The sequence below is a fragment of the Moorena sp. SIO3E8 genome (assembly GCF_010692445.1).
Classification (GTDB): Bacteria; Cyanobacteriota; Cyanobacteriia; order Cyanobacteriales; family Coleofasciculaceae; genus Moorena; species Moorena bouillonii.
Genome location: NZ_JAAHHM010000049.1, coordinates 1 through 18,313, shown reverse-complemented (window position 1 = coordinate 18,313; position 18,313 = coordinate 1). Strand labels below are relative to the sequence as shown.

Sequence of the window (18,313 nt, the reverse complement as noted above, 5' to 3'; positions counted from 1 at the left end):
TTGGCAAGTATGAGAAAAACTCTAACTCGGATTTCCCTGACTATAGGAATAGCCCTCCTAGCGATTAGTGGTGCTGCAGTTGCTAGTGTTCCGCTGGAAGCGGTTCAACCAGAGACTGTTCAGTTCAATCAGGATCCATTGGGTTTAGATGAACAGCTTTGGAAGCGTCCTGGTGGTCAGTCAGGGGACTGGCGAGCCATGTTGAAAGCCATAGACAATAGCTTGCGTTATCTGAAAACCCCTAGTGCTGCTAAGGCTTACCAAAACTATTCCGTACCAGGAGTAACTCGCGATCGCGTCCGCCGTTCTCTAGTCCGTTTCCGCCAACTGCTGATCAAGTCCCCTACTCCTAAAGCGTTGCAAGCGGCCATCCAACAAGAATTTCTCTTTTACAAGAGTGTGGGGAAGGACAATCAGGGAACTGTTGGGTTCACGGGTTATTTTGAGCCAGTGTATGCTGGGAGTCGCACACCTAGTGCTGAATATCGCTATCCCCTTTACCGACTACCTTCTGATTTCCAACGTTGGCAAAAACCTCACCCAACCCGTGCGGCATTGGAAGGATGGGATGGTTTAGGGAAAAATAGCCCACTACGAGGGAAAGAACTAGTTTGGTTACGCGATCGCTTAGAGGCGTTTTTGATTCACGTTCAGGGTTCAGCGCGAGTTAGAATGCCGGATGGCACCTTGATGAGCGTGGGCTATGCCGGTAAGACGAGTCATCCCTACACTAGTATCGGGGGACAACTGGTTAACGATGGCAAGATGGAGCTAGAAGGACTTACCCTGCCTGCGGTGATCGATTATTTCCGCACTTCACCGACGGAACTGAGTCAATATTTACCCCGCAATAAAAGTTTTGTGTTCTTTCGGGAAACCAGGGGGGCACCTGCTACCGGTAGTCTTGGTTTGCCAGTAATGGCTGAGCGCTCGATTGCTACGGATAAATCTATCATGCCTCCAGGAGCCTTGGCCCTTATCCAAACTAGTATTCCTTATCCCAATGCTGTGGGTCAGTTGGAATCTAGGCTGGTCAGTCGCTATGTGTTGGATCAGGATACTGGTAGTGCGATTAAAGGGCCGGGTCGAGTGGATATATTTATGGGTACTGGTAAATTGGCAGGTAATCGGGCAGGGCTGATTAATGATACAGGAGAGTTGTACTATTTGTTGCTGAAAAATTAAGACCACAAAATAGTGCTCAAGCTTTAACTATAAACTTGAACTATAAAAAAAAACTTTAACTATCAAACTATACATAAAATTCTACATAAAAATTTCCTCTAAAACACACCTGATCCCCTACATTACCCGTTGAAACTGAGAAGAAAGGCTAAAAAAACGAGGTAGGTCAATATGAGTCGTTCTCAAGGGTCAAACCAAAATTATTTCAGTGAGCTTGATGTGGTTGCTGTGATGTTTTTCAGTTCTTTTGTACTTGGCTTTATTCCTATTAATATTGCTTTTAACCAAAACCTACCAGTTAATGAGGATTTTGTCAATCCAACAGAAGTAGAACTTTGGGGGGTTGAACTTTCCCCCGGCTTAAAGCACGGGGGCAGCCCGTTAACCTAATTTCCCTTATCAATCTCCCACAGTGGCAATTGTTGAATTGGGTCTAACTGGACATTCTTTAACCCTGGCTGGGCAAAAGCATATTCCTTTGGTTGCCATAAGGGTATTAAGGGTACATCCTTTGCCAGCAGTTGTTGAATCTCCGCAAAAATCTGCTTTCGAGCGGCTGGATCTGATTCCCGACGCTGTTGCTGAATCAGTTTATTCATGCGATCGCTATAGTAAAAGGATCCCTGAGAGCGACTGGCTCCAGCTTCACACCCTTTCCCAAGGGAACCTTTAGTACAACTAACTAAAGGCTGAATAAAGTTATCAGGGTCAGAAAAGTCAGGATACCAATCGACTAAAGCACTCTGATAAACTCCCTTACCTAGATTGCCAAAGAAATTTGCTGACTCCACAGTTTGGGGCTGGATTTCGACAATCCCCCCAAGTTCCTGGGCAGCATATTCTTTGAGAAGACTCGCAAGTTGTTGTCGGGTTGCTGAACCTGAGGAATACCAAATTTCTAATGTCAACGGATTGTTGTTAGTAAATCCCGCTTTGGCTAGCAGCTCTTTAGCTTTGGCAATATTACCGTCACCGTAGGCGTCTTTAAAGGTTGGCTTGGAAACATCAAAGCTAGTTGGAATGATACTAAAGGCTGGTGCAGCTTGGTTTCTTAGCACCCGTTCGTTGATCAGTTTACGATTAACAATCGCAGCGATCGCTTGTCTGACTTCTGGTTTATCCAACGGTGCCATCTGGGTATTGAGCACCATGTAATTAATATTATTGCTAGGAGATTCTATGACTTGCCAACCGCCAGACGGTGCTCCTTTTTGCAAACTAAGGATTTGATCGGGATCTAAACTTTGATAACCAATGTCTACAGCACCGGTTTTGATGGAATTGAATAAATTAGCGGAATTGGTCAGGATTTGAACATTTAATCCCTTATTGGCTGGTTTTTTACCCCAATAGTCTTCAAACACATCTAGGCGAATACCGTTAGGACTAAACTTAACTAGTTTATAAGGACCAGTGCCTACAAATTTGGTCGGTTCAAATTTACCACTACCAATTTCATAGGCATTGGGGGAAACAGCACAGGTTCCAGAAAAAGCTAACAGTGCTGGAAAAGCAGCGAAGGGATTTTTGAGTTTAATGGTGAGTTCGTACTCTCCAGATGGTTCAATCGAATCTACCAAACCTTCGAGTAGAGAAGAGGGCTTGCCACCATTTTCGATAAACCGACGCAGGGAAAATGCCATGGCTTCAGCGTTAAATGGGGTGTTATCATGAAACACTACACCTTGGCGTAGGGGAATGGTGTAAGTTAAGCCATCCTTGCTGATGCTAGGCATAGCAGTTGCCAGTTGTGGCACTAATTCTGAGGTACCCAGCTTGTAGGTATAAAGGCGATCGCCTAAGCTGTAATGGATGTTACTAGCTGCTAGTTCGTAGGCATCGGCTGGATCGAGAGTTCTGGGTTTTAGGGTAGTACCAATAGTGAGTCTATTACTGTTACTGCTGCTTGAGGAACCTGTCTGTTGATTGCTAGGAGAACCACCACAACTAATAATTAGGAAGCAGCTACAGAGGAATAAAGCTAGGAATTTGGTAGTTGAACAGTGTTTGCGGGATAGGGGAAACCAGTTCATGCTTTGGTAATTGTGATTAGCGACGAGTAATTTCTTATCGTAGCTATCTTATAACTCCTTGCAAAAAATATAGCGTTTTAGAATACAGTGATGATTGATCTAGAGGGGGGTTCTTCCGTAATTAGTATGCTAATTTAGCATAAAAAATAAATTATCAAAATATCAAAGCTATATAACGTAGTAGGTTTATTTAATGTAATCTGTCATTTTAGCATAAAAGGTACCGAATATCCAGATTATTTAATCCTCAATCCTAAGTAGTCAAAAACAAGCTGATAGCTGATAGCTGATACCTGACAGCTGACAGCTGACCTAATTTGTGAATAATTGTTACAAAAAAACATACTTTAGTGTAAAAACAGCCAGCTTAACCTGAATAACTAATTAGATCCCATAACTCGTAGCTAACTAGCGTTGGATGAAAACACTCCCCCACTTACTAAACTCAGCACTCAGCACTCAGCACTCAGCACTCAGCACTATTCTCAAATCGGGATTTAATCGGAATATCAAACACAGGTATGGCGATATGTGGCAACCCAACATCAAACATCTTACCCCAGAGCAAGAGACTTTAATTTCAAATTATCAAGAAAAATGGTACAATTTATCTTTATTGACTGGAGCCGTTGATCGTCACGAAGCAACATTAGCCATAAACGCTGCCTATACAGCCATTGGCAAACCAGTACCAGATATTGTTTTTTGTGATAGCCCTTACGGTTTTTTTAAAATTCTCCTCAATCAACTCCAGCAACACATTGACAGCCAACTAAAGAGTCAACTCCAGCCAAGAGTGGAGAGTCAATTGATTAGTCAACTACGGCAACATCTCAACACCCAACTCGGCAAAGAACTCCAACAAGAGCTACTCTACCAACTCGGGCGAAAGCTTAACATTAAACGGATTAGCCGTCAACTTGAAGAGAAACTGTGGCAACCCTTGGACACTTCCATGGGAACCCAACTACACAGGCAATTGCAAAACCAATTGTTATATGAACTAGATACCTCAACAGTTAGTCAACAGCGAATTCGAATTGGCTTGCAAGTACTTGAACAACTTGGGACTGAATTGAGACTATTCATGTCACCCTTATACTGGAGTATTTACAGTAGTCGGTTTGACTTTTATATTTCCGTCTTAAATTGCCCTCACCATCAAACCACATGGGAAATATTCCAATCCCTAGTCAAACACTGTAGTTGGATGTTCCCATTTGAAAACATCTGCTTCGTTTGCGATCGCCCAACCAAGCTCTCATTTGACACTCAACACCGCCTTCATAGAGAAGGACAGCCAGCCATGGAATTTGCTGATGGTTTCAGCTTATACTCCTATCACGGCGTGATTATACCAGAAAAATACGGGACAGTCAACCCCAACCAGTGGCAAGCTGAATGGCTTTTAGAAGAACCCAACGCTGAACTTAGGCGAGTCCTCATTGAAGGAATTGGTTACGCCCGAATTTGCCAAGACCTAGAAGCACAGCGATTGGATTCCTGGCAAGAATACACCCTATTAAAAATTAATAACGATATCGATATAGAGCCAATTTTTCTACTCAAGATGACTTGTCCTAGCACCAACTTTGTTCACATTATGCGAGTGCCGCCTGATGTAGAATCAGCCCGTGAGGCAATTCGCTGGGTAAATTGGGATACTGATCCAGAGGAATTTTTAGTCCAGACTTGAGTCCAACTCAGGTTAATATCAAGTGGTGAATACCAAAGTTGCCCTCAAAGATAGCACCATGTCTTGATGCAGTCGCTTCCCCATCAGCAGGGACAAGAGGAACCAGGACTGAAGCAGCGACTCTACCTGTAGGGTGCCTTAATAACGCACCCTATACCATCAGCGTGTTTGTTGCCCAGTTTTGGGTAAGTCCTGAACTTGCACAAATGGTGCAACTGTTTTGTGCTGGAAGGGTGACTTTCAACCTACCCGACAAGGGAGGCCTGGGCAAGAACAACCTTCTTAAACCTTGAAAATGTTTATGGGAGTCAGGATTGTTTTAGTAGAACCCGCTGGTCCATTGAATGTGGGTTCTGTAGCGCGAGTGATGAAAAATATGGGGTTATCGCAGCTGGTGCTAGTGAATCCTCAGTGTGACCATCTCAGCCAAGAAGCACAGCAGATGGCAGTGCATGGGGTAGATATCTTAGAAAAAGCCCAAGTCGTAGCAACCATACCAGATGCCTTAGTCGGGTGTCAAAGAGCGATCGCAACCACTGCTCGTAGCCGCGCCATTCCCACTACTCTCGAACATCCCAGAACCGCCTTACCCTGGTTATTGTCAGCTGGCGTAACCTCTGCCCTGATTTTTGGCCCTGAATCTAGGGGATTGAGCAATGATGAACTCAATCATGCTCAGCGGTTTGTCCGGATTCCCACTAGTTCCACCTATCCAGTCTTAAACCTAGCCCAAGCGGTAACAGTGTGCTGTTATGAACTTTATCAATATCAACTTTATCAAAGTACACACCAGCCATCACCAGTCCCAAGTCAACCCTTATCCCCCGCTCCCCCCTACCAAGATTCTGCTCTTTTGGACCAGATAGAACGCTACTCTAAGCATCTAGAAGCCTTATTATTGAACATTGGTTATCTTTATCCCCATACCAAAGCAGCACGGATGGAAAAGCTGCGACGTCTATTAAACCGAGCAACCCCTACCACAGAAGAGATCAACATGCTCAGAGGAATGCTCCGCCAGGTAGAATGGGCGCTACAATTTTTACCAAAGTCTGGGGTAGATGATCCATCAAAACCAAACCAGTCCTAAAATAGGCTTGCATAGGTTCTATTGGAGGTTTGATAGATGGGCGCTTCAACTGTTGGTACTAGATCAAAACTCTGTAATCGGAACACTCACGAAAAACTGAAAGCGAAGTTTGATACTGCTATATCCATTAAAGTTCTCTCCCTTATCATTAGACCATACTCAGAAAATTCCGAGAACTAGCCGATTTTTTCGGGTTTTATGTATCTGGTAAACTTCAGCCTAAGATTCAGCAGTGGAAAAACAACAGAAACCAACCTCCTCCCGCCGCCGCCCGCGTCGCCACCTTAGTAAACAGCCACAAACTAAGGAGATTAAACCCTCCAAATCCCAACCAAAACAGAAAGCGCGCCGCCAAAGCTCATCCGCAAAATCACATAAATCTCGGTCAACTCCGCCACCTACCCCGCGTACCCGTGCTCGTCTATCCCGTTCACCAAACTCTTCTACAATTCCCTCCAGTCAATCCCAGCTGAGGGTAGCATACCGAACACCCCAGTTACCAAACCTTCGTAGAAGACTCAATCCCTTTGCTACACGAGCGTCCTCATCCTTGCCCACCATAACCAATTCTCGTAATCCAATTCGGCAACGTCCTCAGCCAGAATTAGTTGCTGATTTATCCCCTAAATCCTCCAAAACAAGCCAACTAAAAGCTAGACTACCCCTCCCAACCCCCAATCACCAATCTGTACAAATTCGGAGAACTCGCCGAGAGCGCCGTTCCGAAAACTCCTCTACCAGGCTATGGATTTTGATTATCCGTTTGCTGATTGTAGGAATTGGTCTCGGAGCGATCGCAGGTACCGTATTATCGAGCTTGGGTACTGCTAGCCAACCATCTACCAAAACCACAGACAATGCTCCAATTGAAGTCCAGCAGACTTTGAGTCAGACAATTAGTTCTCAATTGACACCCCTGCTGCTCAACAAATCTCCCTTACAAAAACAAATTCAAACTCTAGTAAAGCAACACCCCCAATTGCAACCCGGAATCTTCATCCATGATCTCGATACCGGTGCTTTCCTAGAATCAAATAGCCGTCTCATTTTTCCTGCTGCTAGCACCATTAAGTTACCAATTCTAATTGCTTTCTTTCAGGATGTAGATGCAGGCAAAGTTTTCTTAGATGAATATATAACCATGAAACCAGAGATGATTGCTGGTGGTTCTGGAAACATGCAATATCAAAAACCAGGCAAACAGTACAAAGCTCTGGAAGTAGCCACCAAAATGATCACCATTAGTGATAACACTGCTACGAATATGCTGATTGAACGTCTTGGTGGCATCGAAGTTCTCAATCAACGATTCCGCTCTTGGGGTTTGAAAAAAACTGTACTGCGCAACCCCCTACCAGATTTGCCAGGAACAAACACCACTAGCCCAAGAGAACTGGCTAGTTTGATTTTTCACCTTGAGCAAGGTAAGTGGATTTCTCCCCAATCTCGTACTGACCTGATCGATATCATGATCCAAACTAAGACCAACACACTATTACCCCAAGGACTAGGTAATGGTGCCACCATTGCCCATAAAACTGGCACCCTTGGCCGACTTCTGGCCGATGTAGGTTTAGTAAAAATGCCCAACGGCAAGCGTTACATTATCAGCGTAATGGTCAAACGCCCCTTTAATGATGCCAGTGCCGAAAAACTGATTCGCACCATTTCTCGACAAGCCTATGACTACTTGAATAATTAGCAATTTATAATTAGTTATTTATTAATTACCGGTTAAACCTTGAAAGTTGACTGTTGAAGGTTGACTGCTGCCTTTGAGCAATCTGCTACTGACAACTGATCTAGAGATTGCCAGATTTTCGATAACAAAGCATCCAAGCCGATTTTAGCAACAGCTGAAATTGAAAAAACTGGTACCTGAGTAAGCTGATTTAGGTAAGTAGACACCTCATCGATCATGTCTTGATCAACCGCATCTACCTTATTAAGGGCAAGAATTTGGGGACGTTCTGGCAATTCTCTGCCATAGGCTTGTAACTCCTGTTGAATGGTTTGATAATCAGCAATCGGGTCAGCAGCAGTAATATCAATCAAATGCAGTAACAACCGAGTGCGTTCGATATGACGTAGGAAGTCGTGACCCAGACCAATACCTTGATGAGCTCCAGCAATCAACCCAGGAATGTCAGCAAATACAGTACCATCCCCAGTTGGTTTACGAACCACACCTAAATTCGGAATCAAAGTGGTAAAGGGGTAATTGGCTATCTTGGGTCGTGCCGCTGAGAGTGCTGAAATCAGAGTAGACTTACCAGCATTAGGTAGACCAATAATGCCCACCTCCGCCAGTAACTTCAACTCCAAGCGTAACCTGAGTTGCTCTCCTGGTAGTCCAGGTAAAGCATGCTCTGGTGCGCGATTGTGATTACTCAGGAAATGCCGATTTCCCAAACCTCCTTTACCACCTTTGGCAACACACAGCATTTGCCGAGGTTTCACCAAATCCCCCAGCAGTTCTCCTGTGTCAGCATTGTAGACAACCGTGCCACAGGGAACTTCAATAATGCGATCGCTACCATTTTTTCCCGTCCGATTATTAGGGCCTCCCCGACCCCCATTCTCAGCTCGAAAGCAATGGGCGTATTTGAAATCTAGCAATGTTTGCAGGTGCTCGATAGCATTGAAAATCACGCTACCCCCCCGACCACCATTACCCCCCGCCGGTCCTCCAGCAGGAACATACTTTTCCCGCCGAAACGCCACAATTCCATCGCCCCCGTTACCAGCGACAACTTCAATTTCTGCTTGGTCGATAAATTGCATAATTAGTTTTTAGTCCTTAGTGCTTAGGTCTTAGTCCTTAGTGTTTTCTTGACATCAGTCAGTTGAACCGATTACCCTTAATTAATCTAACTACTAATGACCAATGACTAATGACTAATGACTAATCACCAATCACCAATCACCACTTATAAATATGCTGAAACATCTTCACCACAATCATCGGCTAAATAAGATAAAGCCCGGAAGCGCAAGCCGACTAACTGATCATAGAGAGGATTAAGCTTACACATCGGTGGGATGTGGACGATTTTGTGATTAAATAGCTTCACGTCCCGTTCAAACGGACACTGAGAAGGAATCAGTTTACACATAAATCGAGCGACCCGTGGGTCATTAACATCCATACCATCTAACCAATCCCGCATTGGCTGTAGAATATCCGAATGGGGATGGTCAGAACTTCCTGGTTCTTGAGCTAAGGCATCAGCAGAATCGCTTTGCTCAGTTGCCTTACCGTCATAAAGAGTTACCTGCAGTGATTCAAGAGCCTCAACCTTATGACCTAGCGCTTCACAGAACTGGTGTAGAACATCAGCTTCAGTCGCAGAGTACACCCCATCTGCCAAGGCTACCATTACGGCAGTTCGTAGAAAATTCTCTGCCGTTGTGTTATCCTTACCTAAAGCTGCTGCCAGTTCTTCAGGAGTAATGGGTTGATCAAAAGACTGCAAATCAGTGCCAGGAGCCAATGTCTCTTGGGTGATTTGAGCCATAACCTCTTGTTCTTCTGGGTCAAAGTGACCATCAGCCCAGGCAACGGCAAATAAACCCCGCAGCCAAGCTGAAATCTGTTCTTCGGTGTAGGTAGCAGTGCTGGAAGTAGCCATAAATACTTAAAATCAATCTCCTAACACTATTTTAGGAGCAATCACAATAACTAATCGCTCCATAAGGTTGAAGCCTATAACATCAAAATAGCAATCGGATTAAGAAGCATCGACCACTTATAATTCTGAGATATTCGTGACTCTAGCAGAATTTAGTCTTTTCTTAATGTCAGTCCTAACCAGTGCTACTGGACAGTTCTTGCTCAAAACTGGAGCCGAAAAGCTGGATAAAGTTAACGCTAGCAATTGGCTAGATCAGATATTCAGTATACCCAAGACCCCAGAAATTATAGCAGGGCTAAGTTGTTATGGTTTAGGGGCACTGGCATACATTTTGTTGCTGACGCGGGTAAATCTCAGCGTTGCTGGTCCTTCAGTATCCTTGACTTACGTCTTCTCCGTACTGATGGGCTATTTTTTCTTTAAGGAAACCATCCCCCTTAGTCGTGCCGTGGGCTTGGGTGTGATTATCTGCGGTGTAATGTTGGTAATTTGGAAAAGATAAGTTAGTCATTTGTCATTTGTAAAGACTATGGATGTAAGCCTCTTGTTTACCCAGCTTTTTTAGGGGGGTAATAGGGGCATACCATGCCACCATACAAGCCTTTTACCTCCTCAAGACTGACCCACTCAGATCTGTAAAATCAGATCTGTAAAACTGCTGTAATTCCCTATTGCCGGTTCTTTCCAGAGCCGAAGTTCCCTATTGGCTAAAACCTTAATTTCTCGATAACCTGGGTAAGTCCTACTTGTGATCGACACACATAACTTATTCATAATTTGGACATCATGAAAACGCGATCGCGGACAGCCGGTAGCAATACTGTAAATAATCACTACTCTAACTATTACGGCAATGGCCAGAAAAAATCAACTGAATGAATTAGATTATTTACCTGCTATTAATGTACATTTGCTAGAGCGTAGAATATCTTGTGTAACCGTCCCTAGGATTGTAGATGCCATTCATGCCGCTTGCGTTGAAGACAGAAAAATAACCGTAGCTAACTATAACGTACATAGTTTTAATCTTTCGATGCAGCTACCCTGGTTTTATGAATTTATCCAAAGTGCATAAATCGCCCATTGTGACGGTATGGGTATCTTAAAAGCCCTTAAGTTTATGGGGTACAATTTATCACTAAAATACCGCGCTTATTACACACTATTACTGCCAAAATTGCTGGAGAATGTTAACCAAAATAGCTTGTTAATTTTTCTGCTGGGGTCAAAGCCTAAGCATCTAGAAACAGCCCTTACTAACCTTAGACAACAATACCCCAATATTATTGTCAATGGTCACCACGGATATTGTGATAAAGAAGACCCCAGCCAAAATCAAGAGATAATTAATAAAATTAACCACACAAAACCTAATATTTTATTGGTAGGCATGGGTATGCCAATTCAAGAAAAATGGATTTGGCAGCATCGTAGTCGTCTTAATGTCAATGTGTTCATGCCTTGTGGTGCAGTGATCGACCGATTGGCAGGTTTGGTTCCTGACTGTCCAGAATTTATTTCCAATCTTGGTGGAGAGTGGCTTTATCGTTTATCCCGTGAACCCAAACGTCTGGCAGCTCGCTACTTACTCGGTAATCCAGCCTTTTTCTTTCAACTTGCTCTAGCTAAATTTTATGCACAACCTTTGAGAGTAGAGAAGAAGGGGTACATGCTAAATGGACAAAAACACAGTTTAGGCGAGCCTGTCAGCCTTCTTTCACCATTACCTCAGGGAATGAACTAGCAAAATCAGGATGCACCTGATCTGCAGCTGTTAGCGAGTTCTAGTCAGTAAACTCAGAATAACTGATAAAATTAATTTTAATAAAATTAAAATTAATTTTGTCTCAGTCATGGTGCAAGACCACCATGATCGTGATTCATACCAAGTGATACTAAGTTGCATTTATAGTTAGCACTTTCATCCCATCACCCCATCACCCCATCACCCCATCACCCCATCACCTTTTGAGGAAGATACTATCTTTGATTCCAACTTAGTATCACTTGCCCATTAGCTACGCTTGACGTTTACAAAACACTTGGTATGTTTCAGGTATATTTCGGCATTTGAGAGTGTCGGTTCACTGATCACTATTGACATAGGCAAAATGCTGTGAATACCTTGGCAGCATTCCCCCAGTCAGCCTGCGGCCAAGCTGGGGGTCTTATGTGGTGTATAGTTGTATCCCAATTGTATAGACACCACAGAGGTAATTCACCAACCTTCCAAGATCGGGAGAGAGTTTTGGAGTTTCCACAAAGACACTGCTTTCATGATCGATAATTTTTATGGTTGAGAGTAATAGTGTTACTTTTTCTCCACTAATGGGAATTCTGTCATTAGATAGTCTGAGATTTCTCACTTAGCCAGGGCAATGCTTTTATTGCCCGTTTTCTAATTACTCTTGTCAATGCTAGTCCCATTAACTGCTTATCTATCCTTACTTTTCCCTTGAATAGCAAAATCAGAGTAGTTAGGAACACATAGATATGGCAAGGCAAACCCAACACTGGATTAGGTGGGTTTTTAGGAGCTTAGTTTCAATATAGGTCAGATGGATCACACACTAGCCAAGATCATCAATACATCCCAATACGTATCATTTGATATCTTTGATACCGCAATTATACGCAATGTTTTAGAGCAAAGTGATGTCTTTACACTGGTTCAAAAGCAATATGATTATTGTCATTCCGAGTTATTACCAAATTATCCTAAGCTTAGACAAAAAGCATAAAAAAAATCTAGGGACAAACTCTGGAGACGAGAACAGGTCTCAGAGGTTGTCTGAGAAGTATCATTTGCTACATCCAAGCCCCCTAAATCCCCCAAAATTGGGGGACTTTTAGAAGCAAATTGACTCTTCCCCCAAATTTGGGGGGCTAGGGGGGCAAAATTCAGTATCAAAAAACTTTTCATATATCCTCTCAGAAGTTACCTTGGATACCATATTTGAGTGTTTGGTAGAAGATTTTGGACTTAATGACCAAAGCGCACAAATACTAAAAAAATTGAAATACAAACCGAAGGGGATGTTTGCAGACGTAATGAATTTATTTTTTCGGTCTATAACTATTGCCGAAAAATTTATAAACAGATTATTTTTATCTAAGATATGTATCTCCCCCTATCGGTGATCAATAAAATTATTCATTCGGCAGGCTATGATGATAGTGAAAAGCTATTTTTATCCTCTACTATAGGCAAAACTAAATTTAGAGGAGATATTTATGGATATGTTGTTGAAAAGCTAGGATGTAACCCAGAAGATATCCTTCACATTGGTGATAATTATCAGTCTGATATTTTAAATGCCAAAGCCAATGGTGTATTATTTTTTTTAATAAAAAAATAATACATATAGCTATCAAAAATTATTGGTTCCAAAAGGAAAAGTTTCATCAGATTGTTAACAAAAACAATCTCTTGACAGTTCATTTTATCTAGCAACCATTATCAATCAGTATTATTGTGATACTCAGGATAATCAAACTAGTTACGAAGAGTAATTTTGGTATAACTTCGGGTTTAAGAATGTTGGAATCCTTTTTTTTAGTTTCATGAATTGGTTGCTAGATGCAACCACTAAAGATGGCATAGACAAAATTTTATTCTTATCCCGTGATGGTTATATCATGCATAAGGTTTATTACCTGCTAGCCGGATATAGAGATAATAGTCCAAGGGCAGAATATATGTATGCCTCAAGAGGAGCTCTCAATATTCCTAGCATCTTTGAATTAAACGATGTAGCGATGGATTTTTTAGCGAGTGGAACGGGTATCTTAACAGTTTCACAGTTTTTAGAGCGAATTGATATTGACCCTAAGCAATATCAGCAATAAATTCAAATGGCTGGTTTTTTAGATAGTCATCAAAAGGTTAAAACTAAAGAAGATTATATCCTATTTAATAATTTATATGAATTATTAAATAGTGAGATTAGACAGTTATAAAAATCTGAATTATTTTTTTAAAATTACATAAAACTTATTTTTATTTCGATGATCAATAAATAGCAATAGTAGATATATTAGGGAATGGAACCATGCAAGATTATCTATCTACATTGCTTAAAAATTTTAGAAAAGATATAGAAATCAACGGATACTATTGTGAAACACTTAAGCAGGCGGCAAAAAATCATAAACAAAGAATTGATTGTCTAGTTATCTAATTGATTTAGGCAAGCCGAAATATTACAAAAATCTAGTAAAGCTATGCTTGCCATTGTTGGAGTTTATCCATGCCGCTCCCCATGGCAGTGTTAATAAGTATGCTTGTATAGGACAAGAGGTTAAGCCATTGCTTGATGAACATGACCTCAGCTTACAGGATAGAATAAAAGCCCTACTTATCCAAAAGGGTGCTTTATAATTCATTAGTCAATACCAGAAATTTATCCAAAACTATCCCTTCATTAAGCCCCTCAAAAAAATTGCCACTCAACCTTTGTATAGAGTTATCAAAAATCCCACTCTTTATGAAGCCGAAAAACTGGGAGATATTGAGCATTCTGAAAGTTTTGGAAATATTAACGATAAACGGTATATTGCTAAACCTCCCACTGATATCCCTCTACTAGTATTGAGTGAGATTTTAGAAATTATTCAGTTCATTCAAATCATCCTATTGGCGTAGGGGCTATATAAAGAGGCTGTTAGCTAATATTTCTTCCTAAAAGGAATTACGAATTTTAGTTGGTTTCGCCCCCCTAACTACCCAAATATGGGTAGTAATGCTAATCAGTCCCTGAAACTGGTTATTTTTTTAAAAAAAATTGCCAATCATAGGATTTATAATCAGCATAAAGTTTTCAGTTCACATATCATCAGGAGGATATAACCTTGAAACCCTTAGTTAGTGTCGTAATACCTACCTATCGCAGACCAAAATTAGTTAAACGAGCTGTTGCGCTCTAGCTCAAACCCTTAGTCAAATTGAAGTCATTGTTGTTATAGATGGTCCGAATGAAGCTACTTGTGCCTCACTTGCAGAAGTGGATGACTCCAGGCTAAGAGTGATTGAACTGCCCACCAATCAAGGTTGCACCGCCGCTCGTAGGGTGGGGGTTGCTGCGGCTCAAGCCCCATGGATTGCTCATCTAGATGATGATGACGAATGGATGCCCCAAAAACTAGAACTGCAACTGGAAGCTGCTAATTGTTCCCAATACAAATACCCCATTGTCAGCTGTTACCTAATTGCTCGGACTCCCCAAGACGATTCGATTTGGCCGAGAATAATTCCCTCTAAATTAGAACCAATGAGTTAATATCTATTTGTTCGCAATACCTTATTCCAGGGAGAAGCAGTAATTCAAGGTTCAACTATTTTTACATCCAAAGAGTTATTGCAAAAAATCCCCCCCAGGAGAAGCGGTGAGGTTCACGAAGATTGGGACTGGCTGTTACGGGCCACTACTTTGGAAGAGGTAGGAATTGAGTTTGTGACTGAACCATTGTCAGTGTGGTATTTAGGATAAAACCGTCCTAGTATTAGTAGCACTACTAAATGGCGGAATTCATTAAACTGGATTCAAAAAGTACAAGACTTAGTCAGACCCCGTGCTTACGCATCCTTTATCTTGACAGAGGTAAGTTCAATAGCTGCCTTTGCTTGTGAGTGGAAGGCATTTTTCCCCTTCTGTGGGAAGCCATTCGCTGTGGCAAACCCCTACCTATGGATATAGGTTTGTACTTCGGTATGTGGCTACTCTCTCCCAATACTCGACGCTGGTTGCGAAATTTACTGACTAAGAATCCTCAGCCATTAACAACTTGAGCAAAAAATCAGGTCATATCAAGTCCGCTTTTGTTGTTTGTCATTTGTAGTGTTCATAATCGAAGGTTGTTTTGGGTAATCGGTAACAGAAATAGGCAAGGGGTAATCGGTAATGGTACAGGAGTAATCGCAATTGCCAATTACCCATTACCTCTTACCTATTACCCACGCCTTACAATAACGATGCTACCGGAGTGGATCTAAAAAATTAATATAGGAATCTACCCTGCTAGAACCGTCTTCTACGGTTTCGGAGTCTTCGACGTTCCCGATGTCTCGCAATTTCTTTACGTTTGCGTTTTTGTGCAAATGTCTCAAAATGACGATTCTTTTTCATATCAGCAAAGATGCCAGCTTGGGAGACTTTTCGCTTAAATCGACGTAGGGCTGATTCTAAGTGCTCATTTTCACCAACCACCACTTGGGTCATTCAATGTCCTCCTGTTTTGATCGCTTCCGTGGTCGAATAACAAGTCATCATTCATCCCATAAGAACAGGACAGGGCAAACCTCTGATTGACTGACAAAACTCCTACAACTGACGGAAGGTGTTGGCATCCGGCCAGTTTTTAAAACGAATGGCTCATATCTCAAGTCCGTTAAAAATCATAATATTGCACCTGGATAGCCTGCACTCGTCTATGGCAAGGAAATCCGAATTTAGCCTGCCAAAAGCAAGCTCTCAAATCCTTATTTTTTCCTTACTCCTTGTCAAGGGAACTGTGATGGTTTATTTCCACGCTTCAGCCTGCAGAGTTTGCTACAATATATCGCTTAAAACTGACTTTAGCTATGAGCCGTGGAATTAATGGCTTTGCTTAATAATGGAATGATTTGAAGAGTTTTTTGGAATGGGCATCTTGCCCCTTCTCAATATTTTCGGGCAGCCAGGATGCCGACCCCACTCATATTCATTCCTTGATTCAGCAATACCGAATTAATGATATTTTTGGTTAACTCACACACTACAACTAGTGTGATTCTCGATCTGAACACTACCTATGTGGGTTTTCCTACTCTAGGTCTTAAAAGTCCATACTTGTCTGAATCAAAGAGTTTAAGATGCCTTCAATCCACTTATAGACAGCAATCCTAAGCACACTAGTATCTTTCAACTATAGTTCGGGTTTGCTTTACCCTACCAGGATTACTCCCTAAATTCTGACGCGCAGCGTAGAACTTGACAGGGGTAAAACCCCTGCCCTGTCCTCAGACCAGAGAATTGGGTTTTGATTTAGATCAAAGCGAGCTTAGTAGCGACGAGCACCGAAGTTATCACCTCTGCCGCGATTGCCCCCAAATGAGTTTCTTTTTTCCCGAGGCTTGGCTTTATTGACTTTGAGCTCGCGCCCCATCCATTCAGCTCGATCAAGCTCTTCAATGGCCTTTGCTTCTTCCTCCTCTGTGTTCATTTCCACAAAAGCAAAGCCCCTTAAGCGACCTGTTTCGCGATCGGTGGGCATGTGAATTCGCTTGATTTGGCCATATTCTTCAAACACAGATTTCAGATCCTCTTCTGTCACCTCACGTGCAAGGTTACCAACGTAGACAGACATACAATATCTCCAAAATTTGATTTATGTAGAGATAGAAATTTCGGAGGCATGCTTAGCAATATGAAACAGAAGAAACCTGTCAACACTGAAAACAAAAACTGCAACCGATACCTATACTCACCTTTTATGATAACATAGACATTAAGGTGACTAACCTCCTACTTGGGTTGTGCAATTAAGTTGTGCAATTAAGCTGTTGTGCATTTTAATTGCATAGTTGCCAGTGTTGAAACAAATTTTCATACACACTCCTCATCTCTGGGTCCCCCCTCACCGCCTTTTCATTATAGCCGCAAATCTCGATAAACCAGGGAAGGTGACCGAATTTGGGACTGAGCTTTTGACGGACGCTATCAGCGTGTCCCTTATCAGCCCATTTGGGGATAACCCAATGCTTATCACTAGTCGAACCAAAGTTTTTATAGTTATGTAAATTTTTGTGAATTTTTATTCCATCTGCTTGGAGCAAGGATGGGTGATTTTTTAACACTACTTAATGTAGCACCGTTTATTTTTGAACAAACTTCAATTTGTATTACATTAAGTAATATATGTAATGCTCATCCTGACTTTTCAGCATAAGTATAAATACTCAGGTTTAGCCAGGGATTTGTGATTAGCCCTTCAGGCGGCGGCGTAAGCCCCATTGCAAAATCCTCAAAATTCGTAATCTTTTAGAACTACACAATGTAGTGCATAATGTGTGTCATAAAGTCATACCAATTCTTCAAAGCTAGACTACATATGCAGATGGAGCGATGGGGCGATGGGGCGATGGGGTGATGAGGATATGAAGTTGATGTGCAGCCGTAATTTCCCAAATTGGTAAGCTAGTCTTTATTTAAATTCTATTGTTCTGATAGCAGGGGAGCAGTGGAGAGGGTTTGACGGTTTTTTTTCTGACTGAATAATATCCAATGTAAATGCGCAACAGTTTATCAAGTGATTGATGAAGGCAAAAGCTAAAAGCAATCCCAGCATTACCGACCTGATCAAGCAGGGCTGTTTCATTGTCGGACTAAAATGGATTTCTGGGGAGATAGGGAGATAGGGAGATAGGGAGATAGGGAGATAGGGAGATTTTTGCTAATAAAAAGGTATTGTTAACCTGAAAAAAACCTTCTCTCCATTACCCCAGCTAGCTTTCACCCGATTTAATTTACAATTTATTCATGAGCAATGTTATAGCCCTGCCCTGATCAAGTAAGCATTCAGGTGATGGGGTTGACAAAAAGGGAAGGATGAGTAGTAGTGTAGAACCATGGAAATCAAACCGCCAGCTATCCCAAATAGCTTTGAAGCTCTGGAACTGCTGCCCCAATCAGTTCTG

General features: G+C 42.0%; 20 protein-coding genes. 13 read left to right on the top strand and 7 right to left on the bottom strand.

The window, feature by feature from the left end:
• Positions 1 to 9: 9 nt before the first annotated feature.
• Positions 10 to 1,185: a murein transglycosylase A gene (locus F6K46_RS20465; protein ID WP_293062402.1), complete on the top strand. Its 1,176-nt coding sequence runs from the start codon at positions 10 to 12 to the stop codon at positions 1,183 to 1,185.
• Between the two features lie 171 nt (positions 1,186 to 1,356).
• Positions 1,357 to 1,575, top strand: coding sequence for a hypothetical protein (locus F6K46_RS20460; protein ID WP_293062404.1), 219 nt, complete (start codon positions 1,357 to 1,359; stop codon positions 1,573 to 1,575).
• Here F6K46_RS20460 and F6K46_RS20455 read toward each other — a convergent pair.
• Positions 1,572 to 3,218, bottom strand: coding sequence for an ABC transporter substrate-binding protein (locus F6K46_RS20455; RefSeq protein WP_293062406.1), 1,647 nt, complete (start codon positions 3,216 to 3,218; stop codon positions 1,572 to 1,574). The two genes, F6K46_RS20460 and F6K46_RS20455, sit on opposite strands and share 4 nt — an antisense overlap.
• A gap of 418 nt (positions 3,219 to 3,636) precedes the next feature.
• On the opposite strand from F6K46_RS20455, the gene F6K46_RS20450 reads away from it, so the two are divergent.
• From F6K46_RS20450 to F6K46_RS20440, 3 genes are all read left to right on the top strand, one after another.
• Positions 3,637 to 4,914 (top strand): DUF6745 domain-containing protein, encoded by a 1,278-nt coding sequence (locus F6K46_RS20450; protein WP_293062408.1) that lies wholly within the window; start codon positions 3,637 to 3,639, stop codon positions 4,912 to 4,914.
• Positions 4,915 to 5,209: 295 nt separating this feature from the next.
• Positions 5,210 to 6,004, top strand: coding sequence for an RNA methyltransferase (locus F6K46_RS20445; RefSeq protein WP_293117288.1), 795 nt, complete (start codon positions 5,210 to 5,212; stop codon positions 6,002 to 6,004).
• 232 nt (positions 6,005 to 6,236) lie between these two features.
• Complete coding sequence (locus tag F6K46_RS20440; RefSeq protein WP_293066422.1) at positions 6,237 to 7,706, top strand: serine hydrolase; 1,470 nt, start codon at positions 6,237 to 6,239, stop codon at positions 7,704 to 7,706.
• A 32-nt stretch (positions 7,707 to 7,738) separates the two neighbouring features.
• On the opposite strand, the gene obgE is transcribed toward F6K46_RS20440, so the two are convergent.
• Entirely contained in the window at positions 7,739 to 8,788 is a 1,050-nt protein-coding gene (gene obgE, locus F6K46_RS20435) for a GTPase ObgE (protein WP_293043128.1), read from the bottom strand.
• Positions 8,789 to 8,934: 146 nt separating this feature from the next.
• Complete coding sequence (locus F6K46_RS20430) at positions 8,935 to 9,636, bottom strand: Mo-dependent nitrogenase C-terminal domain-containing protein (protein ID WP_071105569.1); 702 nt, start codon at positions 9,634 to 9,636, stop codon at positions 8,935 to 8,937.
• Positions 9,637 to 9,772: 136 nt separating this feature from the next.
• Here F6K46_RS20430 and F6K46_RS20425 point away from each other — a divergent pair, with 136 nt between their 5' ends.
• The 3 genes from F6K46_RS20425 to F6K46_RS20415 all read left to right on the top strand — a co-directional run bounded on the left by F6K46_RS20425 (position 9,773) and on the right by F6K46_RS20415 (position 11,383).
• Entirely contained in the window at positions 9,773 to 10,141 is a 369-nt protein-coding gene (locus F6K46_RS20425) for an EamA family transporter (RefSeq protein WP_293066419.1), read from the top strand.
• 351 nt (positions 10,142 to 10,492) lie between these two features.
• A complete protein-coding gene (locus tag F6K46_RS20420) occupies positions 10,493 to 10,714 on the top strand; it encodes a hypothetical protein (RefSeq protein ID WP_229415409.1) in 222 nt (73 codons plus the stop codon).
• A complete protein-coding gene (locus F6K46_RS20415; protein WP_293066428.1) occupies positions 10,715 to 11,383 on the top strand; it encodes a WecB/TagA/CpsF family glycosyltransferase in 669 nt (222 codons plus the stop codon).
• Positions 11,384 to 11,807: 424 nt separating this feature from the next.
• Here the strand turns inward: F6K46_RS20415 and F6K46_RS20410 are convergent, their stop codons facing one another.
• Positions 11,808 to 12,005, bottom strand: a complete 198-nt coding sequence (locus F6K46_RS20410) for a hypothetical protein (RefSeq protein ID WP_143727740.1) — start codon at positions 12,003 to 12,005, stop codon at positions 11,808 to 11,810.
• Between the two features lie 771 nt (positions 12,006 to 12,776).
• Between F6K46_RS20410 and F6K46_RS20405 the strand changes: the two genes are divergently transcribed.
• The 5 genes from F6K46_RS20405 (at position 12,777) to F6K46_RS20385 (ending at position 14,918) form a co-directional block, all read left to right on the top strand.
• On the top strand, positions 12,777 to 12,998 hold the full coding sequence (locus F6K46_RS20405; RefSeq protein ID WP_293066416.1) for an HAD-IA family hydrolase: 222 nt from the start codon (positions 12,777 to 12,779) through the stop codon (positions 12,996 to 12,998).
• A 205-nt stretch (positions 12,999 to 13,203) separates the two neighbouring features.
• On the top strand, positions 13,204 to 13,488 hold the full coding sequence (locus F6K46_RS20400) for a hypothetical protein (RefSeq protein WP_070394311.1): 285 nt from the start codon (positions 13,204 to 13,206) through the stop codon (positions 13,486 to 13,488).
• A 316-nt stretch (positions 13,489 to 13,804) separates the two neighbouring features.
• Positions 13,805 to 14,020 carry a hypothetical protein gene (locus tag F6K46_RS20395; protein WP_075900937.1) on the top strand — a complete coding sequence of 72 codons (216 nt, stop codon included), beginning with the start codon at positions 13,805 to 13,807 and terminating at the stop codon, positions 14,018 to 14,020.
• Positions 14,021 to 14,095: 75 nt separating this feature from the next.
• Positions 14,096 to 14,284: a hypothetical protein gene (locus F6K46_RS20390; protein ID WP_293066412.1), complete on the top strand. Its 189-nt coding sequence runs from the start codon at positions 14,096 to 14,098 to the stop codon at positions 14,282 to 14,284.
• A gap of 298 nt (positions 14,285 to 14,582) precedes the next feature.
• Complete coding sequence (locus F6K46_RS20385; protein WP_198954311.1) at positions 14,583 to 14,918, top strand: glycosyltransferase; 336 nt, start codon at positions 14,583 to 14,585, stop codon at positions 14,916 to 14,918.
• Positions 14,919 to 15,656: 738 nt separating this feature from the next.
• Here F6K46_RS20385 and rpsU read toward each other — a convergent pair.
• The 3 genes from rpsU to F6K46_RS20370 form a co-directional block, all read right to left on the bottom strand.
• Complete coding sequence (gene rpsU / locus F6K46_RS20380; RefSeq protein WP_070394310.1) at positions 15,657 to 15,857, bottom strand: 30S ribosomal protein S21; 201 nt, start codon at positions 15,855 to 15,857, stop codon at positions 15,657 to 15,659.
• A gap of 820 nt (positions 15,858 to 16,677) precedes the next feature.
• Complete coding sequence (locus F6K46_RS20375; RefSeq protein ID WP_075900939.1) at positions 16,678 to 16,983, bottom strand: RNA-binding protein; 306 nt, start codon at positions 16,981 to 16,983, stop codon at positions 16,678 to 16,680.
• A gap of 205 nt (positions 16,984 to 17,188) precedes the next feature.
• A complete protein-coding gene (locus F6K46_RS20370; RefSeq protein WP_293066409.1) occupies positions 17,189 to 17,473 on the bottom strand; it encodes a hypothetical protein in 285 nt (94 codons plus the stop codon).
• Positions 17,474 to 18,313: the final 840 nt, after the last annotated feature.

Bases quoted from the DNA above. Each gene is read 5' to 3' on its own strand.
- F6K46_RS20465 (WP_293062402.1), top strand. From the start codon at position 10: ATGAGAAAAACTCTAACTCGGATTTCCCTGACTATAGGAATAGCCCTC.
- F6K46_RS20460 (WP_293062404.1), top strand. From the start codon at position 1,357: ATGAGTCGTTCTCAAGGGTCAAACCAAAATTATTTCAGTGAGCTTGAT.
- F6K46_RS20455 (WP_293062406.1), bottom strand. From the start codon at position 3,218: ATGAACTGGTTTCCCCTATCCCGCAAACACTGTTCAACTACCAAATTC.
- F6K46_RS20450 (WP_293062408.1), top strand. From the start codon at position 3,637: ATGAAAACACTCCCCCACTTACTAAACTCAGCACTCAGCACTCAGCAC.
- F6K46_RS20445 (WP_293117288.1), top strand. From the start codon at position 5,210: ATGTTTATGGGAGTCAGGATTGTTTTAGTAGAACCCGCTGGTCCATTG.
- obgE (WP_293043128.1), bottom strand. From the start codon at position 8,788: ATGCAATTTATCGACCAAGCAGAAATTGAAGTTGTCGCTGGTAACGGG.
- F6K46_RS20430 (WP_071105569.1), bottom strand. From the start codon at position 9,636: ATGGCTACTTCCAGCACTGCTACCTACACCGAAGAACAGATTTCAGCT.
- F6K46_RS20420 (WP_229415409.1), top strand. From the start codon at position 10,493: ATGGCCAGAAAAAATCAACTGAATGAATTAGATTATTTACCTGCTATT.
- F6K46_RS20400 (WP_070394311.1), top strand. From the start codon at position 13,204: ATGAATTGGTTGCTAGATGCAACCACTAAAGATGGCATAGACAAAATT.
- rpsU (WP_070394310.1), bottom strand. From the start codon at position 15,857: ATGACCCAAGTGGTGGTTGGTGAAAATGAGCACTTAGAATCAGCCCTA.
- F6K46_RS20375 (WP_075900939.1), bottom strand. From the start codon at position 16,983: ATGTCTGTCTACGTTGGTAACCTTGCACGTGAGGTGACAGAAGAGGAT.